12 protein-coding genes and 1 other annotated feature are annotated in these 17,333 nt (G+C 36.8%); of the genes, 2 read left to right on the top strand and 10 right to left on the bottom strand.

Annotated elements, in window-relative coordinates; all coding sequences use genetic code 11:
• Nucleotides 1-22 precede the first annotated feature (22 nt).
• From CN288_RS06855 to CN288_RS06825, 7 genes are all read right to left on the bottom strand, one after another.
• Complete coding sequence (locus CN288_RS06855) at nucleotides 23-940, bottom strand: proline dehydrogenase family protein (protein WP_026594154.1); 918 nt, start codon at nucleotides 938-940, stop codon at nucleotides 23-25.
• A 610-nt stretch (nucleotides 941-1,550) separates the two neighbouring features.
• Entirely contained in the window at nucleotides 1,551-1,763 is a 213-nt protein-coding gene (locus tag CN288_RS06850) for a hypothetical protein (protein ID WP_026594153.1), read from the bottom strand.
• A 45-nt stretch (nucleotides 1,764-1,808) separates the two neighbouring features.
• A complete protein-coding gene (locus CN288_RS06845; protein ID WP_026594152.1) occupies nucleotides 1,809-2,000 on the bottom strand; it encodes a hypothetical protein in 192 nt (63 codons plus the stop codon).
• A gap of 110 nt (nucleotides 2,001-2,110) precedes the next feature.
• Nucleotides 2,111-2,359 carry a YusU family protein gene (locus CN288_RS06840; RefSeq protein ID WP_026594151.1) on the bottom strand — a complete coding sequence of 83 codons (249 nt, stop codon included), beginning with the start codon at nucleotides 2,357-2,359 and terminating at the stop codon, nucleotides 2,111-2,113.
• 109 nt (nucleotides 2,360-2,468) lie between these two features.
• Nucleotides 2,469-2,978, bottom strand: coding sequence for a carboxypeptidase-like regulatory domain-containing protein (locus CN288_RS06835; RefSeq protein WP_098302018.1), 510 nt, complete (start codon nucleotides 2,976-2,978; stop codon nucleotides 2,469-2,471).
• Entirely contained in the window at nucleotides 2,979-10,697 is a 7,719-nt protein-coding gene (locus tag CN288_RS06830) for a carboxypeptidase regulatory-like domain-containing protein (protein WP_098302017.1), read from the bottom strand.
• A gap of 115 nt (nucleotides 10,698-10,812) precedes the next feature.
• Nucleotides 10,813-11,115, bottom strand: a complete 303-nt coding sequence (locus CN288_RS06825; protein WP_098302016.1) for an MTH1187 family thiamine-binding protein — start codon at nucleotides 11,113-11,115, stop codon at nucleotides 10,813-10,815.
• A gap of 188 nt (nucleotides 11,116-11,303) precedes the next feature.
• On the opposite strand from CN288_RS06825, the gene CN288_RS06820 reads away from it, so the two are divergent.
• Together CN288_RS06820 and CN288_RS06815 are read left to right on the top strand one after the other, a co-directional pair.
• The gene (locus CN288_RS06820; RefSeq protein ID WP_098302015.1) at nucleotides 11,304-11,981 is read left to right on the top strand and encodes an adhesin; all 678 of its coding nucleotides are present in this window, start codon (nucleotides 11,304-11,306) and stop codon (nucleotides 11,979-11,981) included.
• Nucleotides 11,982-12,107: 126 nt separating this feature from the next.
• Nucleotides 12,108-12,866: a TrmB family transcriptional regulator gene (locus CN288_RS06815; protein ID WP_026594147.1), complete on the top strand. Its 759-nt coding sequence runs from the start codon at nucleotides 12,108-12,110 to the stop codon at nucleotides 12,864-12,866.
• A 278-nt stretch (nucleotides 12,867-13,144) separates the two neighbouring features.
• On the opposite strand, the gene CN288_RS06805 is transcribed toward CN288_RS06815, so the two are convergent.
• The 3 genes from CN288_RS06805 to CN288_RS06795 form a co-directional block, all read right to left on the bottom strand.
• A complete protein-coding gene (locus CN288_RS06805; protein WP_098302049.1) occupies nucleotides 13,145-14,317 on the bottom strand; it encodes an MFS transporter in 1,173 nt (390 codons plus the stop codon).
• 153 nt (nucleotides 14,318-14,470) lie between these two features.
• Complete coding sequence (locus tag CN288_RS06800; RefSeq protein WP_098302013.1) at nucleotides 14,471-15,784, bottom strand: APC family permease; 1,314 nt, start codon at nucleotides 15,782-15,784, stop codon at nucleotides 14,471-14,473.
• Between the two features lie 65 nt (nucleotides 15,785-15,849).
• Nucleotides 15,850-16,087 (bottom strand) — a binding site (T-box leader).
• A gap of 251 nt (nucleotides 16,088-16,338) precedes the next feature.
• The gene (locus tag CN288_RS06795) at nucleotides 16,339-17,178 is read right to left on the bottom strand and encodes a hypothetical protein (protein WP_098302012.1); all 840 of its coding nucleotides are present in this window, start codon (nucleotides 17,176-17,178) and stop codon (nucleotides 16,339-16,341) included.
• Nucleotides 17,179-17,333: the final 155 nt, after the last annotated feature.

The following is a 17,333-nucleotide window of genomic DNA, read 5'->3' as shown; positions in this document are numbered from 1 at the left end:
AAGGAGTATTTTAGCTCCTTGGTTATTTTTTCACCATTCCTTTTAAAACGAACGCAACGTTTGCTGGGCGTTCTGCTAGGCGGCGCATGAAATAGCCATACCAGTCATTTCCATACGGCACATAAACACGCATTTTGTAGCCTTCTTTTACAAGCTCAAGCTGACGTTCTGTACGAATACCATATAGCATTTGGAATTCGAATTGATCGCGTGAAATGTTATGTTCTTCGGCAAGTTTCTTCGTATATTCAATAATTGCTTCATCGTGTGAAGCAATAGCTGTATAATTTCCATTTAATAAGTGCATTTTAATAATTTTTTTATAATTTTCATCTACATCTTTCTTGTCCGGGAACGCCACTTCTTCTGGTTCTTTATAAGCCCCTTTTACAAGACGCAAATTAGGATTATATGCATTTAAATCCTCGATGTCTTTTTCTGTACGATATAGGTAAGCTTGAATAACAGTACCGATATTATCGTATTCAGATTTTAATTGCTTAAAGATCTCAATTGTTTTCCCACATCGCGTATAGTCTTCCATATCAATCGTAACAAACACACCGTTTTCTTTTGCAGCCTCTAAAATGCGGCGCATATTATTCATTACAATTTCATCTGAGATGTCTAATCCCATAGAAGTCATTTTTAAAGAAAGCTGTGAATTGAGTTTTTCGCGTCCAATTGCGCGAATTGCTTCAATCGATTGATCTGCCATTTCGTTTGCTTCTGCTTCATTATCAACGAACTCACCTAAATAGTCGATTGTTACACAAAGTCCTTGCTGATTTAATTGTTTAATGGCTGCAGCAGCTAAATCAATTGTCTCCCCTGCGACAAAGCGCCCTGCACCAAAGCGTAAACCGTACTTCTTAGCCAGTTTTGTTAACGCTTTATTTTTTGACAAAAAAAGAAACGAATTGCGCATTAATTGTTCCATGTAATTCACCCCTATGACTGTACTTTGTCTGTTTTTTACCCCTCTTCTAAATTATATCATTGTTTAAAATTATTTGATACAAATAATTATTTAGATAATTTATAAAATACTATAAAAATGTTTAAAAACCTATAATGTCGCTTTCAAATATTCATAAATTTTTTTCGACATTTAGAAAAAACTATAAAAATAGGTGAGAAGGCTCATTTAAAATAAATATTCGACACTACTCGCACACCTCTTACTTCTCCCTATACATTATACAAAGATACTAATATGACTCAAGATGAATACAAATATAAAGCCCTAAGTGCACGTAATTCACTCCTATAAAAATTACGTGTAGAAACATAGGATTCCGTTTCATTTAAATGCGAAACATGTAAAGATATTTGCTCCTACCTCTACATATTGTGTAGGATTTTTTCATAAAGAGGCTATCCCATAAACGATTTCACCGACTTATGGGATAGCCTCTTTCTTCAACATTAAAGTGAATTATATTTTTTTTACTTTTAAAAGAATAATCGGAACTCCTTTACCTTCATCGGCAAATTCCGCCCAAAAAAACTGTTCTGAAACCATCCAAATCCTAAGGACATATAATAATCTACCTTTTCATCGAAGCTATAATAGCTTTTTTTACAATAAAATAAGTAATAGAAAATAATAAACAAGTACCCATTGTACCAAAAACTGCAATTGAAATTTTACCTGCTAATGTTTCATTCGGATCTAATGCATTAGGTAAAACTGTACCAAAAATTGCAATGCAGGCTAATATAATCATAAGATATTTAAAATTTTTCACTTTTTTATTCATAACTAATTATCCCCTTTATTCCTTAATAGCAAGTTTTCCAACAGATTATTCTTTTTTCAAATCCTTTCCGGCATATTGAACCTCTTGTCCATCTGTTGTCACTTCTCCCGCTTTATCTTTCGTTTTCGGATCACCAAAAATAAGCATCAATAACATAAATGTAGTAAAAGCGCCAACTATGACAATTGCGCCCCATCCGACATACTCCCAAATCTTCGACTTCTTTTCAGCATCCACTTTAATCTCTCCCCTTATATGTAAATTTAAATAAACAATATCAAACATATAAATTTTACAATGTCATATTCTGTCGAAAATAATAAAAAACCACTCTATAAGTGGTTTTTTCAGTCTTTATGGTTACGGTGTTCTTCATTTAACTTCTTAATATCAGCTATTAAATGTACCATTTCTTCTTTTCCATCTGGATACGTTTCATTCCAATGCTTGACTAAAGCTGGCATTGTTTTTGCGATGTAAGAGTACAGTGCCCACTTTTGTACCTGCTCTTTCCTCTCTTCACTGCTTTCCCCTAACAATAGTTCTGTATACTTTTCAAGCAAGCCATCAAACTGCTCATTAAATTTTTCACTCATCTCTGCTATCTCTCCTTTATCACGTTTTATTTTGATAATAAAGAAGTTTATAGAAGGATACAAACTTTGTGCCCCATTTATTTAAAGATAGACTTTCATTTCTTAATACTTATTTTATTTTTATAATCCAAACACAGCTTAGATCTATTGTTATATACTGTAATCCCTCTAACACTGCTTCATAGGAGAATATTGCAAAATTCTTATTTTCATCCAATTTCACTAAATGAAATATTGTTGGATTTGAAGCACAAGGAAGACTTAATGCCTTTCCTGTCTCTTTTAAAAGAATAATATATATTGCTTTTCTTGGAAAGGGTGGAATAAAGGTTGGATCTAAGCCAACTGTAACACGAGTTATTTCACCTAACTCCACGTTCACTGTAATTGTCTTTGTTTGAAAAGGTTGTGCCAAAATTATCAGAGTGTAAGAACCGGCAGCAAGAGAAGAAATACTAAAATCCCCAAATCTATCTGTATACACAGTAACTATCGTACCAAAAGAATTTCGCACTTCAACTGTAGCATTTACAACCGGTTCATTCGTAAGTTGGTTATATACGTTCCCTTTAATTTCTCCAAAACTATCCCATTCTAAAATAAAATCTATATTTGTCAACTACTCACCAGCACGTACCGTTATAAATCGTGTTACACTCTGAAAACCTTTTGCTGAAACAATAACCTGAAGCGTCCCGGATGGCATATTTCCAACAATATACATTCCATTTGCATCCGATACACCAGAATTGATGAATACTCCACTTTGATCTAATACTCGGACAAGAGCATTATTGACTGGATTTCCATTTCGATCAATGATCTCTCCTTGAATAGATGCATGATTTGTAATCAATTGAAAATCAACTTGAGCAGCGGTCCCTGGTGTTAATGAAATATTAAGACTACTTGCGATGTAGCCTTGCGTAATTGCAACAACCGTATGCGTTCCCTCTGCTAATCCTGTTATGCTATACCTTCCTTCTGTATTTGAAATTGCATTGGTAATAAATTGACCATTTGCATTTAGTACTTGAACCACAGCACCAATAAGCGGTGCACTTGAATTCGCGTCAACTACTGTTCCTGCGATAGAAGCTGGATAAGGCTGTAAAGTAACACTTATTATCTTTGTTTCATTTGCTACTACCGTCACAGATACAACAACATTTTGATAATTAGCATTAATAAATACCAGTGTATAATTTCCTCGGGTAATATTATCAATAAAATAATTCCCTGTTACATCTGTCTGTACTTCTCGAAGTACAATCCCACTTTCACTAGTAAGTCTAATCAATGTATCTACTAGAGGCAACTCTAATGCCTCATCCACTACCGTACCTCTTACAGCCCCAACTAAGCTTGATAGAGATAATGCAACAGTGGCTGTTTCGTTTATTACTACTTGAACAGAAGCTACGTTACTTCCATAGTCTTCCGCAAAAGCAACGACTGCATAAAATCCTGGGTTTAAGTTTGGAGCTACAAAATTCCCACCTGTATCTGTTACTGTAGTCAATACAATTGGTCCTGATGGATTAATCAAACGGATTTGAATGGCTGCTCCTTTAATAGGTAAACCAGTCTCGCTATCTTGAACAGCTCCAGCAATCGCCCCTGTATTCCCCATTAATTGTAAAGAAACATCCGTCGTACCTCCTGATGCTACAACTCCACTCGAGATCCCCTGACCAAATCCAGTAGCATTAACTAAAATTGTGTATGCTCCTGGCGTAAGAGATTCCACGCGGTAACTTCCATCATTTTGCGTCAGAACCTTCGTAATCACTGCGGTTGTACCATCAATTACAGTAATAACTGCTCCACTTATTGGAAAACCTTGAATATCGGTAATCGTTCCAACAATGCGACCAGGATTTAACTGTAATGACAATATAATATCAACAGTCGTATTTAGAGGAATAATGGCTGCACGAGAAATTGAGGTATATCCCTCTGCAGTTGCTATCACATTTACGGTACCAACAAGAAGACTTTCAATGCGAAATCGACCGCTCTCATCTGTAACTGCTGTTCCGATAATAAAACCATTTATATCTGTAATCTTCACGCTACTTCCTACAATTGGTTCATTCGTCCCAAACTCTACAACAGTTCCAGCAATGGCTCCTGCCGCTGCTAGTAAAGACACCTCTACATTTGTTACCTCATTTGCTTTTACATTTGCCCCTACTGTATTTGTTTGGTACTGAGGAGCACTTGCCGTCAAGACATAAGATCCAGGAACTAATCCTGTTACTACAAATACACCTGTATGGTCTGCTTGCACTTTACGAAGCAACTGCCCATTTATATTAAAAACTTGAATTGTAACAGCTATATTTACAATTGGCATTCCTGAGGTATCCGTCACAGTTCCAGCAATCGTTCCTATCAAAAAATGTAAATCTATATTCGCTTCTGTGACCATATTCACTTGTAGAACTGCTCCTACTTGATTTACTCCAAAACCTGAAGCACTAGCAGAGACTGTATAGGCTCCAGGAGCGATATTTTCAAACATATATGTTCCATCGCTTTTGGTGACTGTCGATACAATAAATACATTATCTTCAAGTAGAGAAACTGTTACCCCTACCAATGATATCCCATCTCCCGTGATAGTACCTACGATTTTTCCAACATCTCTACTTAATTCAAAGTTAAAGTTCCTTATATTTTGTCCTGGAGCCACTATCAACCCTTTACTTACATGTGCAAATTGAGGAGCCGATGCTACTACTGTATACGATCCTGCTGGTAATCCCCCCATTACATAATTTCCATTCACATCCGTTACCGTGGATCCAATTAAAATTCCACTTTGATTGAAGAAAGAAAGACCAGCATTATTTATAGGGTTTCCATTTAATTCTGTAACCGTCCCTGAAACTATAGCTGGATCGAGAAGCAAAATAACCTCGACATTCGTTATCTCTCCAGGGACAATAATTGCTCCAACCGTTTGAGATTCATAATTTAAATTAGACGCTACTACTGTATAGTTCCCGGATACTAAGCTTGAAATGTTAAACTGCCCCGTTCCATCAGTCGTTCTGCGTGCTACAGCTAGTGTACCGCCACTTGGAAATACTTCCACAAGCGCTCCTACAAGCGGTGTATTTGTTTCACTATCCTTCACAGTTCCTACAAGAGTACCTGGAATTCCACTTAAAACAAAATTTACAGTTGCTGTTTCATTAGGCGTTGCTGTAAAAGCAATTTGCTGTCTCTCAAAGTTTGGGTGAATAGCAACAATTGTGTATGCTCCGGGTGTAATTCCAGTAAAGCCATATAAACCATTTGCATTTGTTTCCGTTGCCTGCGTAAGTGCATTATTACTATCAAATAATCGAACAATCGTACTTGGAAGCGGTATCGCACTACTATCTGTCACCGTTCCTCGCAAGAAAGCTGTATTGGGTGAAAGAACAAAATTCAATATCGTTGTTGTATCACTTGTTACCAAAACCGAAGAAGTTTGATCACCATATTCACTACTAAATGCAGTTAATACATACGTACCAGGAGATAACCCACTTGTTATATATCTTCCTTCACTATCTGTTAATAATGTTTGAATAACAGGGCCGCTTATTGTTAAATAACGAACCTGAATATTAATATTCCTTAAAGGCACCCCGTCCATTAGGTCTTCTGTTACAACTCCTGAAACATATCCTGGGTCTGGAGATAATACAAAACTAGCCAATGCCTCTGTATCCGAAATGACATTTACCGTTAATACAGCGGTTGAATATTGAGGTTCACTTGCTACTACACGATAAGAACCCGGCGCCAATCCATCTACATGATATCTTCCTGTTTGCCCCACCACAGTAGTTGCAATTACAATGTTTCCTAATGTTGTAATAACGATATTCGCACCAGGAAGTGGTAAAGCGGTGTTGAAATCTGTTACAAACCCTGTAATTACACCAGCATCTTCCTGCAAAGCAATTGAAACATTTTGTATCTCATCTGCCAATAATGTGGTCGTTGTTCCTGAACTTCCATAAGACGGAGCTACAACTGTAATATTCACTATTCCGTGCGGTAAGTTCCTAATAGTATAATTACCATTCTCATCTGTGATACCTTTTCCTAAGAAGATACCCGTATTAGATGTTACTGTAACCGTACTACCGCTAATGCCCGCTCCTGTTTGTTTATCTGTAATAGTGCCGATAATCGTACCTAATAAAGAGGCTAACGGAACAATTATATTGGTTGTTTGATTAGCTTCTACCATTACAGATACTGTTCTTCCCCCATAATTAGGTGCTGTTACATTTAACAAATACTGTCCTAGTGCCAAGCCTTGTATAACAAATGTTCCATCTGGATTTGCTAAAAAAGATTGAAGTGATATTCCCGTTCCATTTAATAAACGAACTTGAATATTTGCCCCTATAACTGGATTTTGATTCTCATCGACTACTGTACCGTTAATACTCCCTACTGTACTTGTTAATGAAATATTCGCTCCTGTTATCTCATCACTTCTTACAATTACTCCTGTAATTTCCGTAGCATAATTCGTTACAGTAGCTGCAACTGTATAGTTTCCTTCTTTTAATCCTGAAACAATAACGTTACCAAATGGACTTGTTACAGTAGATGCAATTAACACATCTTGGCTGTTTCTAATTAAAACTGTTGCTCCTGCTAATGGATTTTCCGTCATTTCATCTGTAACTTGGGCAGATATTGCCCCTGGATTTGACTGTAATATAAAATCAAAATTTGTAACGCTCTGATTTGCATTAACAAATATTCCACGTTGTTCACTCTGAAACTTTGGAGCTGTAGCAATAACGTTGTAACTACCTGGTGGTATACTTCCAATACTGTATCGTCCCTCTTGATTCGTTAAGCCAATACCAATAATCGTTTCACCAGCATCTATTATTTTGACCGTAGCATTTACAATAGGATCTCCAGCGTTACTTTGAATCATTCCTTGAATTTGAGCCGGATTTGGATTTATTGTTAAATTTACAATTGGCGTTTGAGCAGAAATAACAGTCACTCCTGCCTGAGATACTGCATAATTTTGTGCTACCGCCTTTATAATGTACATACCGGGTGCTAAATTCATAAATTGATAGTTTCCGTTTTCATCTACTGCGATACTATTAATAAATAAGTTATCTGTTGTATACAACTGTACAATGGCGTCTATGTTGGTAGGTGTTATAACTCCTGTAATTTGTCCCGGATTTGGTTGCAGCACTACTGAAACAGGCGTTGTAACATCAGCTGTCACAATCGCTCCAATGATTTGATTTTGATAATCTTGAGCAATGACCGTAACTGTATACATACCAGGAGATAAGCCGACTGTCATAAAACTTCCGTTTGTATCAGTAAGAACTGTATCTACCAATACTCCATTACTATCCGAAATGTTAGCAGCCGCTCCTGGTATAGGAGCATTTGTTATGACACCTTTTACATTGCCCATAATAAACCCCGGATCTGGTAACAACGCTATATTAGCTGTGTCTATTTCTCCAGGTGTCAACTTAATTGTCATAATATTAACTTGAAAATTTGCTGCGGATACTACAACACTATACGTACCAGACCCTAAATTTTGAACAGAATAAATGCCATTCCTATCACTGAAAACAGAGGCAATTAACACCCCATTCGCATCAAGCACCCGCACTTCTACATTCGTACTGGCAATAGGCGTTCCGGTTTGTGCATTTGTAATTGTGCCTGTAATCGTTGCTGGAATTGGTAACAATACAAAATTAAGATTAGAAGGAGTGTTTGCTGAAATAACGGTTCCTTTCATACTCGTTTGAAAATCAGTAGCGGATACTGTTACGTTATATGCTCCCCGCGCTAAATTTTGGATCGTATATACTCCATTACTATCCGTTACACTGCGAGCTACAATCGTATCAGAAACCCCATCCCGAACAACGACTACCGCTCCTGCCATAGGTTGATTTCCTCCGCTAACACTACCTAGCAAACTACCTGGTAATAGAGATAATGATCCATTTACATTAATTATCGTATTCGCTTGTATGATGGCTCCAATTGTTTGTGTACCATAATTTTCATCAGTAAATGTTACCGTATAATTACCTGGTACCAATCCTGCCATCGTATAGTTACCCGTACTATCAGTAACGGTATTGGCTATTAAAACATTATTTAAGAATATAGCAACTGCCGCCGTACTTATTGGTATATTGGTTTGACTATCAATCACAGTTCCTATTACACTTCCTGCTAAAGGAAAAAGAGCAACGTTTGTCGTTGATACTTGATTAGAAACAATTATAGCTCCAATTGTTTGTGTACCATATCCCTCTGCAGCAAATGTCACAGAGTATGTTCCTTGAGATAAGGATGGAATTGTGTATTCTCCCGTATTATTTGTTTGCACTGTCGTAACAGTAATACCAAACTGATTCACGACACGTATTGTTACTCGGTTAACCCCTGTACCCGTTTTAGAATCTGTCACAGTCCCTGATAATGTTCCTGGATTAGCTGTTAAGTCTATATCAACATTTGTTGTTTGATTTGAAGATACTGTGCTCCCTACCGTTTGTGTATCATAATTTACTGCATTTACTGAAATGCAGTAAGCCCCTGGTGCTAATGCATTAAATATATATACTCCTGTACCATCCGTAGTTGTTGTACCAACAAGGATTCCATTATTATCACGTAAAATAGCAGTTGCTCCTACTATAGCTATATTGGTTACACTATCTCTCACAAACCCTTGCATACTACCAGGGTTAGAAATAAGCAAACAATCTACTGTTACGCTTGCATTTGCTGGCACTAATACCGACTGTACTTGAGATTGATAAGTAGTTGCAGACACCGCGACATGATAAGTTCCAGGTACAATAGAATTAACTACATATTGACCGCTACCATCTGTTATCGTTTGTGTTATGATTGCACCTAACACATTTGTAACCGTTACAGTTGCACCATCGATTGGTGTATTAGTTTGGTTATTCCTAACAGTTCCTTGAATATTACCTGGAACAGGAGATAAAGTTATATTTAACACCGACGTTACATTAGATTGAATAGAGAGAGGTTGTGAAATGGTAGTATAATTTGAAGTCATAATTTGCACGACAGAATTCGTATTCGGCGCAATATCCGTTAAGCTATATATACCAGAAGCATCTGTTACAGTTGTTGCCACTGGATTCCCGTTTAATAAAATTTGAACATTTGCTCCATTAATAGGTACTCCTGTTACACTATCAGTCACAGTACCAGTCACTCCTCCAGTCGCTTGAGCAGTGACTGTAAGGCTGCTTTGAACAGCAGCAAGCGCTCCACCTGAATAACTATCAATTCCTGTAGCTGTTGCTGTATTTAATGTACGGCTTCCAGGTATAGTAAAACTGCCTTTTTGACCAAATTGTAACGTAGCGCTCGAACCAGCAGGTAAATTCCCGATATTCCATGTTATGGTATCCCCATTAATTACTGTCGTTCCAAGTGAGACACTCGTGATTTGAACAGAGTTAAGAAGATCTAGAGAAATAACATCATTGACAAACACTGTCGTCGCTGTGCTTTTACCAACATTCGTTACTCGAATACTTCCCGCCCATTGTCCTTGCACTCCATTTAAAATGAAAGTTGGCCCAGATATTAATGTTTTTTCTATGCTCAATTCCGCTCTTACATCTCCTTTACTTGCAAGAAGTGAATTCGATTGTGCATGTTCAAATGGAAATCCTTCTGCTGTTTGCAAAGAATCCTTATTATAATTATTAGAATTTGCAGAGGTAAAGGCGAGTAGACGGACGTTTGAATTTATAGTAATTCCTAAAAAAGAAAATAAAGTAGAAGTATCTATGAAAAAATCTAAAAAATAATCTGGATTTCCGCCTAAACTAGAATCGGCTTGTACAACGCGAGCTACGTCAAAGTTTACAATCGGTCGACTAAAATTAGGCGCACCTCGCCCATCTATTCCTTCAGCAGAATCGTTCCAAGAATTGAACTCCTCTATTACATTTTGAATTAAGTTTACTGAATTCCGATTCCCATCTACATTTAATAACCATTGATATGTGCCCACTGTACCCGTTGTATTAAACAAAATACCCCACGCATAGTTTTGGAAACCTGTTAGCTTACTGTTACGTGGATCTGCGTTTAAGCGTAAGCGAAAGTATATATTTACTCCATCGTATGCGTAGTAAAGCGCCGGAAACGAAGAAGTACCAACAATATCCGTACTTGCAGGAGACTGATCTCCGACAATATCAGTATATACATTTCCATTCACTAAAACTGGCGTAAATTGTACACCACTTGGAAATCCCAAGTCAGAACACTCCTTTCTTTTTAAGTTTTTATTATCTTATTAGCTCGTTTTCTATAAGTGCCTGTTCTCATACGTACAAAAAAAGCAACCCCATTGGGTTGCTTTTCATTCCATCCTATAGCTTCGATTTTACAGAGTTTAATTTCTTCTCCATTGTGCTCTCTTTATCACGACGATCATCAATACGAATTGTTGTCGCTACACGCTTTGCACCTTTTGTATATGGTACTTCATGCATTTGTTGAATCACTTCAAGTAATACAGGAAGATCTCCTTCAATTACTGTATTCATCGGTGTTAATTGATACTTCACGCGGTCCGCATTTTTCTCTAACACTTTTTGTACTTCTGCTACGTATTCACTTACGCTTGGATTACCTGTTCCAACTGGAATAATCGATACATCAACAATTGCCATGATAGTTTCCCTCCTATATTTGCTTCATTTCTATTGTACAAAACTCTCTCCTACTTTACTAACCATAACTATACTTTTCATTTATTTTTCATAATATGCTTATTCGCAGTAATCCTTCTCCATCTGTTGTGCATATATTGATGTTATCCTTTTTTAATCACCTTATCCTTTTGAAAGGAAGTGGACACATGAAAAAATTATTTCTTACTTTATTAGCTATTCCTCTTCTATTTGGAGCAACAGCGTGTGACACAGGGCAGAAGGACACAAAGCCCGCAGAAAAATCTGAAGCGAAGCCTGAGCCAAAGCCAGCCCCTACACCTAGTCCAACCCCACAACCTATCCCAACTCCACCACCTAATCCAACCCCACCACCTAATCCAACTCCACCACCTAATCCAACTCCGCCACCTAATCCAACTCCGCCACCAGCTTCAGTAGATACGGCTCAAATCATGCAAAAGCTAGTAAATGCAATTAACTCAGTTGGCAGTTCAAATGGTATTAGCATCAGTAACATTAAACTCTTTTCTGAAACAACACAAATCGCGACATATAATGGAACATTTAATACTACATTTGGATTAGGCGTTTCCATTTATAAAGCAACTGGTGGAATTGCCGCTGTTGCTATCGCTGGATCAGGTACATCTAAGGAACAAATCGATGCCTTTTATTCCACAATAAAGACTGTTATTCGTTCTCTAGATTCATCTCTAAGCGAACAAGATTTAAATAACATATTAGAAAGACTTGGTTCGAAAGATTACTTTCAAACCAAGCAATTCTCAACTCAAGCAATTAACGGTACATTAACTGTTACTGAAAACAATGGTGCGCTCATGTTCAAAGCGATTCATAACTAAACCGACACCAGAATAGGATCCATTCGGATTCTATTCTTTTTTTCTTGGTTAAAAAGTGAAGCACTTGTGTAAATGGACATACTTCTTTATTCTTATGTATAGAATCTATCTTGTTCGGGAGGCATTATGTTACAAAAATTCGGTTTCTCTCAATATGAAAGCCAGGCATATGAAGTCGTAGTATCAAGCGATGAACCACTAGATGCAACAACAATTGTAAAGCATTCGGGTGTTCCAAAAGCGAAAATATATGAAGTATTAGCACGGCTCATCGATAAAGGAATGGTTATGGATTCCGTCTCAGAAAAGAAAAAACTATATACAGCCCTGCCACTAGACCTTGCCATTCAAAAATTAACGACAGAATTCCAATCAAATATTAAAGAACTCCAAACAAACATTTCAAAACGCTCCTTTATAGATGACCGTGTTTGGAGCTTAAAAATGCAATCTTCTATTCAAGTTCAAAGCAAACAAATCGTAGCAGAGGCTAAACACTCCATTCGCATTTCCGCTTGGAATGATACATTTTTGGGGTATCTTCCTTTACTTGAAGAAAAAGCAAAGCAAGGTGTTGATATTGAGGCACTTGTAGTTGGCAATGTGGAGACAGAACTGACAAAGGTTCACTTTCTCATTCCAACCGAAGAACCTAACGCATTAGAACGTTACTTATTGCTTATCGTGGATGATCGAGAAATTTTATTTGCTGGGATGGAACAAGAATCTTGGCAAGCAATGAAAACAATGTCTCAGCCATTCGTAAAGTTCTTTACAGAGTTTTTCTACCACGATGTCGCGCTTGCAAAAATTACAGAGAAGCATCATGACCTCTTTATGAACGATGAGGAAATACGAAGCATTTTAATGAAGCTGAGATATTAAAAATAGCAAAGGTCCTTCCTCTGCTATTTTTTATTTTGCTGTTTTATCTCTTCCAACAATTTGATTATCTTTTCATTTTGTTTTAACTGTTCTTCAGAATTGAGATACATGAGCCGAATCCACCGAAAAACAAATACAATTAAAAGAATAGGGATTAACGCAAAAAAAGTTCCTATACTAGATGTTATTATATCCATATTCATATCTATCACGCCTTTCCATTTAAATCCTCTTCACATTAACAATATTTTACATCAAGCCCAATAAAAAAGAACCTATCAAACGATAGATTCCTTCTTTACCATATGAGTAGATTGCCCTCTCGTGATCGAGAAAATTGCGCAAAGTAATGCTAAAATCACAAAACCTCCGCCTACCCAAGCATTATATATAACAGACGATTGTTCAATAACAGCTCCGCCCACTGTTGAGCCAAGTGCAATACCTAAATGAAGCGCGGAGTTATTTAAGCTTTGCTGGATACCGGCTGATTCGGGTGCAATTTCAATTAAATAATTTTGCTGTGCTGGTGAAATCCCCCAGCTTAACATGCTCCAAAGTCCCATCACGATGATAAATAACGGGAATGAGAATGTCATCATCGGTAAGGTGAAGATGGCACATGCAAAGACGATAATAATAGAGATAATACTTTTCTTAGAGCCCCACTTATCTGCAAGCCAACCACCAAAGCCGCCACCAATTACTGCTGCAATACCGAAAATAAAGTAAAATGCGCTAATCCAGTTCGCTTCCACATGCATCACATCTTTTAAAAACGGTGTTAAATATGCATATAGCGTTAAATGTCCTGTTAAAAATAAAAATGATGTTAACTGCGCACTCACGATCTTTTTATCTTTCAAGGTAGCAATCTGTTCTCTTACAGACAATATCGCTACCGGTGGAACCTTTGTTAAGAATAAAGAAATACTAGCAATTGCAATAACTGTTAATACCGAAATTAAAACAAATGGTGCACGCCACCCGTATACATTCCCAAGCACAAGGCCTAATGGTACGCCCAGTACAAGCGATCCGCTAATTCCCATAAAAATAATTCCGATTGCACGCGCACGGAAATACGGCTCTACAACACTAGAAGCTAGCGTTACTGACAATGCAATAATAAGAGATCCACTTGCCGCACAAATGACCCTTGAAAACATAATCATCGTATAATTCAAACTAAACGCTGAAACAATATTTCCGATCAAGAAAACAGATAATGCCCCAATATATAAGGTTTTACGCTCAATTTTTCCTGTCACTGCTAATAGAATTGGCCCTGAAAGAGCAAATACAACTGAGAATATTGTAATAAGTTGACCTGCTGCACTAATGGATACACCTAAATCATCAGCTACCAAATCCAGCGTGCCCCCAATAATTAACTCAACCGTCCCGACTACGAATGCCGCAATGGCTAAAATATATACACGAAAATTCAAGTTTTTCCCCACACTTTCTCTCGTTCTCTTTTAGTTACTACAGCTATAGTAACCAAAAAGATATTTGCAATCAAGTGTAAATCCTCCTACATATCAATAACAATTTTTTACAAAGAAAAAAAGCAGGCGTATCATACGTCTGCTTTTTAACTCTTACATCTCAGTTTCTTTTTTCTTATTTAAATACCAATAAACTGGAAGACCTGTAAACACCATTCCAATGGATAAGAAACAACTTAGCGGATCATTAATAATCGCACTTCCAATTACAAATAATGACCCCAAAATCGCTAAAATTGGTACGATTGGAAATAACGGCACGCTGTATGCACGGTCTTTTCCTTCATTTCGTTTTCGTAAAATAAAGACACCGATAAATGTCATCACATAGAAAATATAAATGATAAACACGGAAATCTCAGAGAGCTTATTTGGATCACTAATAATCATTAAAATAATCCCTAATATAATTTCAAACGTAATTGCATTTGCAGGTGTTTTAAATTTCTTATGTGCTTTTGCAATGAACTTAGAAAATGGAAGTTGTCCACGTTCCGCCATTGACATTGGAATGCGCGGGAATGTTAAAATTTTTCCGTTTAAACAACCGAAAATAGAAATGATAATACCAATACTAATAATTTTTCCGCCATATTCTCCAAGAAGCATATTAGCCGCTGTCGCTGTTGCATTTTCTCCAAGATCTACAATTTTCGCTGCTGGTAACACTTTTAATAATGCCAAGTTAATTAATACATAAGCAGCTGTTACAATTAAAATTCCCACTGTCATTGCCTTAGGTAATAACTTTGTCGGATTCTTCATTTCACCACCAATAGAAGCCAGTAAAATCCAACCATCATATGCAAATAGCGTTGCTAAAATCGCCATTCCAATACTTTGATTCTCTGATAATGGTACAACTACATTAAAGATATCACTATTCCCTTTCCAAAAACCTAACACAACAATTAATACAATTGGAATCATCTTTCCGACCGTCGTAATTGTTTGGACAATGCCCCCATATTTTGTTCCCATACTATTTACAATACCAAGGAATACAACTGTTCCAATTGCAATTGGTAAATTCCATGATTTATCTAAATAGAAAAAGTTAATCATTAATGAACTAAAATACAAACCTAATGTCCCAATAATAGCTGGGCCATAAACAATTGTTTGCATCCAGCCAGATAAGTACCCCCAAAAACTTCCATAAATCTCCTCTAAATACGTATACAATCCACCATTTTTTGGAATTTGCGCTCCGATTTCAGCTACCGTTAAACCACTAGCCAATGTTAACAAGCCACCTATTACCCAAGCGAGAATTGCCATATTAGAACTCCCTGAGTAATCTAATACACTTCCTGGCTTCATAAATACACCAGACCCAATAATAGTCCCAACAACGATAGATAGTGCTACAGTTAAACCAATTTTGTTTTTCTCATCATGATGCATACCGCATTTCCTCCTTCCAATCCTAGTGTGGTGCAAAAATGAAATAAAAAAACACTCCTCCCTAAAAAAGGGACGAGTGTTGTATTCGTGGTTCCACCCTTGTTTAATTGATAAAATAAAGCATACTTCACCAATTTCTCAAGTCTAGATAACGGTGTTTGCCGGCAAGCAATTACTAGTTGTTCGTTCACTGCTGCAGTTCAGAGGTGGTAATCTATTTTTCCGTATTAGGAAGCTCACAGCCAAAGGCCTCCCTCTCTGAGAATCGTAAAAAATTGATTGTGTCCTCATCATCACTTCTTGATGTCGAATTTTGTAGTTATTGTTCATTATATTGAATTTTTAGAAATAATCAATATATTTTTATGTAACATACAAAAAATATTTCTTCTTGATATTATAACAGAACCTAATACATTTCTCTAATTTTCGATAAAAAAAGACAGATTTCTTCAAGAGAGAAATCTGTCCTCGAATACACTTTATGTCGTTTCTTTCGGTTGCCCAAACGAAAGAGACCTCTATCAATAGTTTTTACACTTTCTATATTTCAATTAGTTACTCGCTTTCTTCATCGAAAATTTATGATCCTTAATTGGAAAATCGACACCTAGCTCAGCTAATTGTGCTTTTGCTTTGTCCATAATTGCTTTTGCTTTTGCTTTCGTCTGATCATCAAGGTTTGCAAACATTTCTTCTCGCTTCCCTTTTTCAGGAAGGTTCACACCTAGTTCAGCCAATTTCTCTTTTACTTGTTCACGTGTTAATGTTCCTGCTTTCTTTTGCTTCATAATTGCTTTTGCTTTTTCTTTCGTCTGATCATCAAGGTTTGCGAACATTTCTCCTCGCTTCCCTTTTTCAGGAAGATTCACACCTAGTTCAGCTAATTTTGTTTTTACTTGTTCATGCGTTAATGTTCCTGCTTTCTTCTGCTCCATAATCGTTTTTACTTTTTCTTTCGTCTGATCATCAAGGTTTGCGAACATTTCTCCTCGTTTCCCTTTTTCAGGAGGATTCACACCTAATTCAGCTAATTTTGTTTTTACTTGTTCATGCGTTAATGTTCCTGCTTTCTTCTGCTCCATAATCGCTTTTACTTTTTCTTTCGTCTGATCATCAAGGTTTGCGAACATTTCTCCTCGCTTCCCTTTTTCAGGAAGATTCACACCTAATTCAGCTAATTGCTTTTTAGCGTTCTCCATAATTGTTTTTACTTGTTGTTTCGTTGCTTCATCCAATTTTTGATTCGAATTCCCCTTTGTCGTTTGGTCTGATACTACTGTAGAATTTGCATCGTTAGTTGCTGCGAAAGCAGGGATACCTGCTCCCCCCATGATTCCTAGTGATAAAGCTCCGGCAGCTACTAAATATCCAACTGTTTTTTTCTTCTTCATAGGAAACTTCCTCCTTCATTTTGTATCACATAGATTTCGAAAACTTGTACACTTTCGTATACACTGCATATACTAAAATTGCTTTCTTAACTTTTCCTTAACTACTTTTAAAAGAATTTCCAACCATAAATGTAATAGCAAACTTCAGTAGCACA

The sequence above is a fragment of the Bacillus sp. AFS023182 genome (assembly GCF_002560575.1).
Classification (GTDB): domain Bacteria; phylum Bacillota; class Bacilli; order Bacillales; family Bacillaceae_G; genus Bacillus_A; species Bacillus_A arachidis.
Note: the sequence above shows the minus strand (reverse complement) of the source record. Positions and strands in the feature narration are given on the sequence as shown.

Coding starts and splice junctions, on each gene's coding strand:
- CN288_RS06820 (WP_098302015.1), top strand. CDS start 11,304: ATGAAAAAATTATTTCTTACTTTATTAGCTATTCCTCTTCTATTTGGA.
- CN288_RS06850 (WP_026594153.1), bottom strand. CDS start 1,763: ATGAATAAAAAAGTGAAAAATTTTAAATATCTTATGATTATATTAGCC.
- CN288_RS06855 (WP_026594154.1), bottom strand. CDS start 940: ATGGAACAATTAATGCGCAATTCGTTTCTTTTTTTGTCAAAAAATAAA.
- CN288_RS06840 (WP_026594151.1), bottom strand. CDS start 2,359: ATGAGTGAAAAATTTAATGAGCAGTTTGATGGCTTGCTTGAAAAGTAT.
- CN288_RS06795 (WP_098302012.1), bottom strand. CDS start 17,178: ATGAAGAAGAAAAAAACAGTTGGATATTTAGTAGCTGCCGGAGCTTTA.
- CN288_RS06800 (WP_098302013.1), bottom strand. CDS start 15,784: ATGCATCATGATGAGAAAAACAAAATTGGTTTAACTGTAGCACTATCT.
- CN288_RS06825 (WP_098302016.1), bottom strand. CDS start 11,115: ATGGCAATTGTTGATGTATCGATTATTCCAGTTGGAACAGGTAATCCA.
- CN288_RS06815 (WP_026594147.1), top strand. CDS start 12,108: ATGTTACAAAAATTCGGTTTCTCTCAATATGAAAGCCAGGCATATGAA.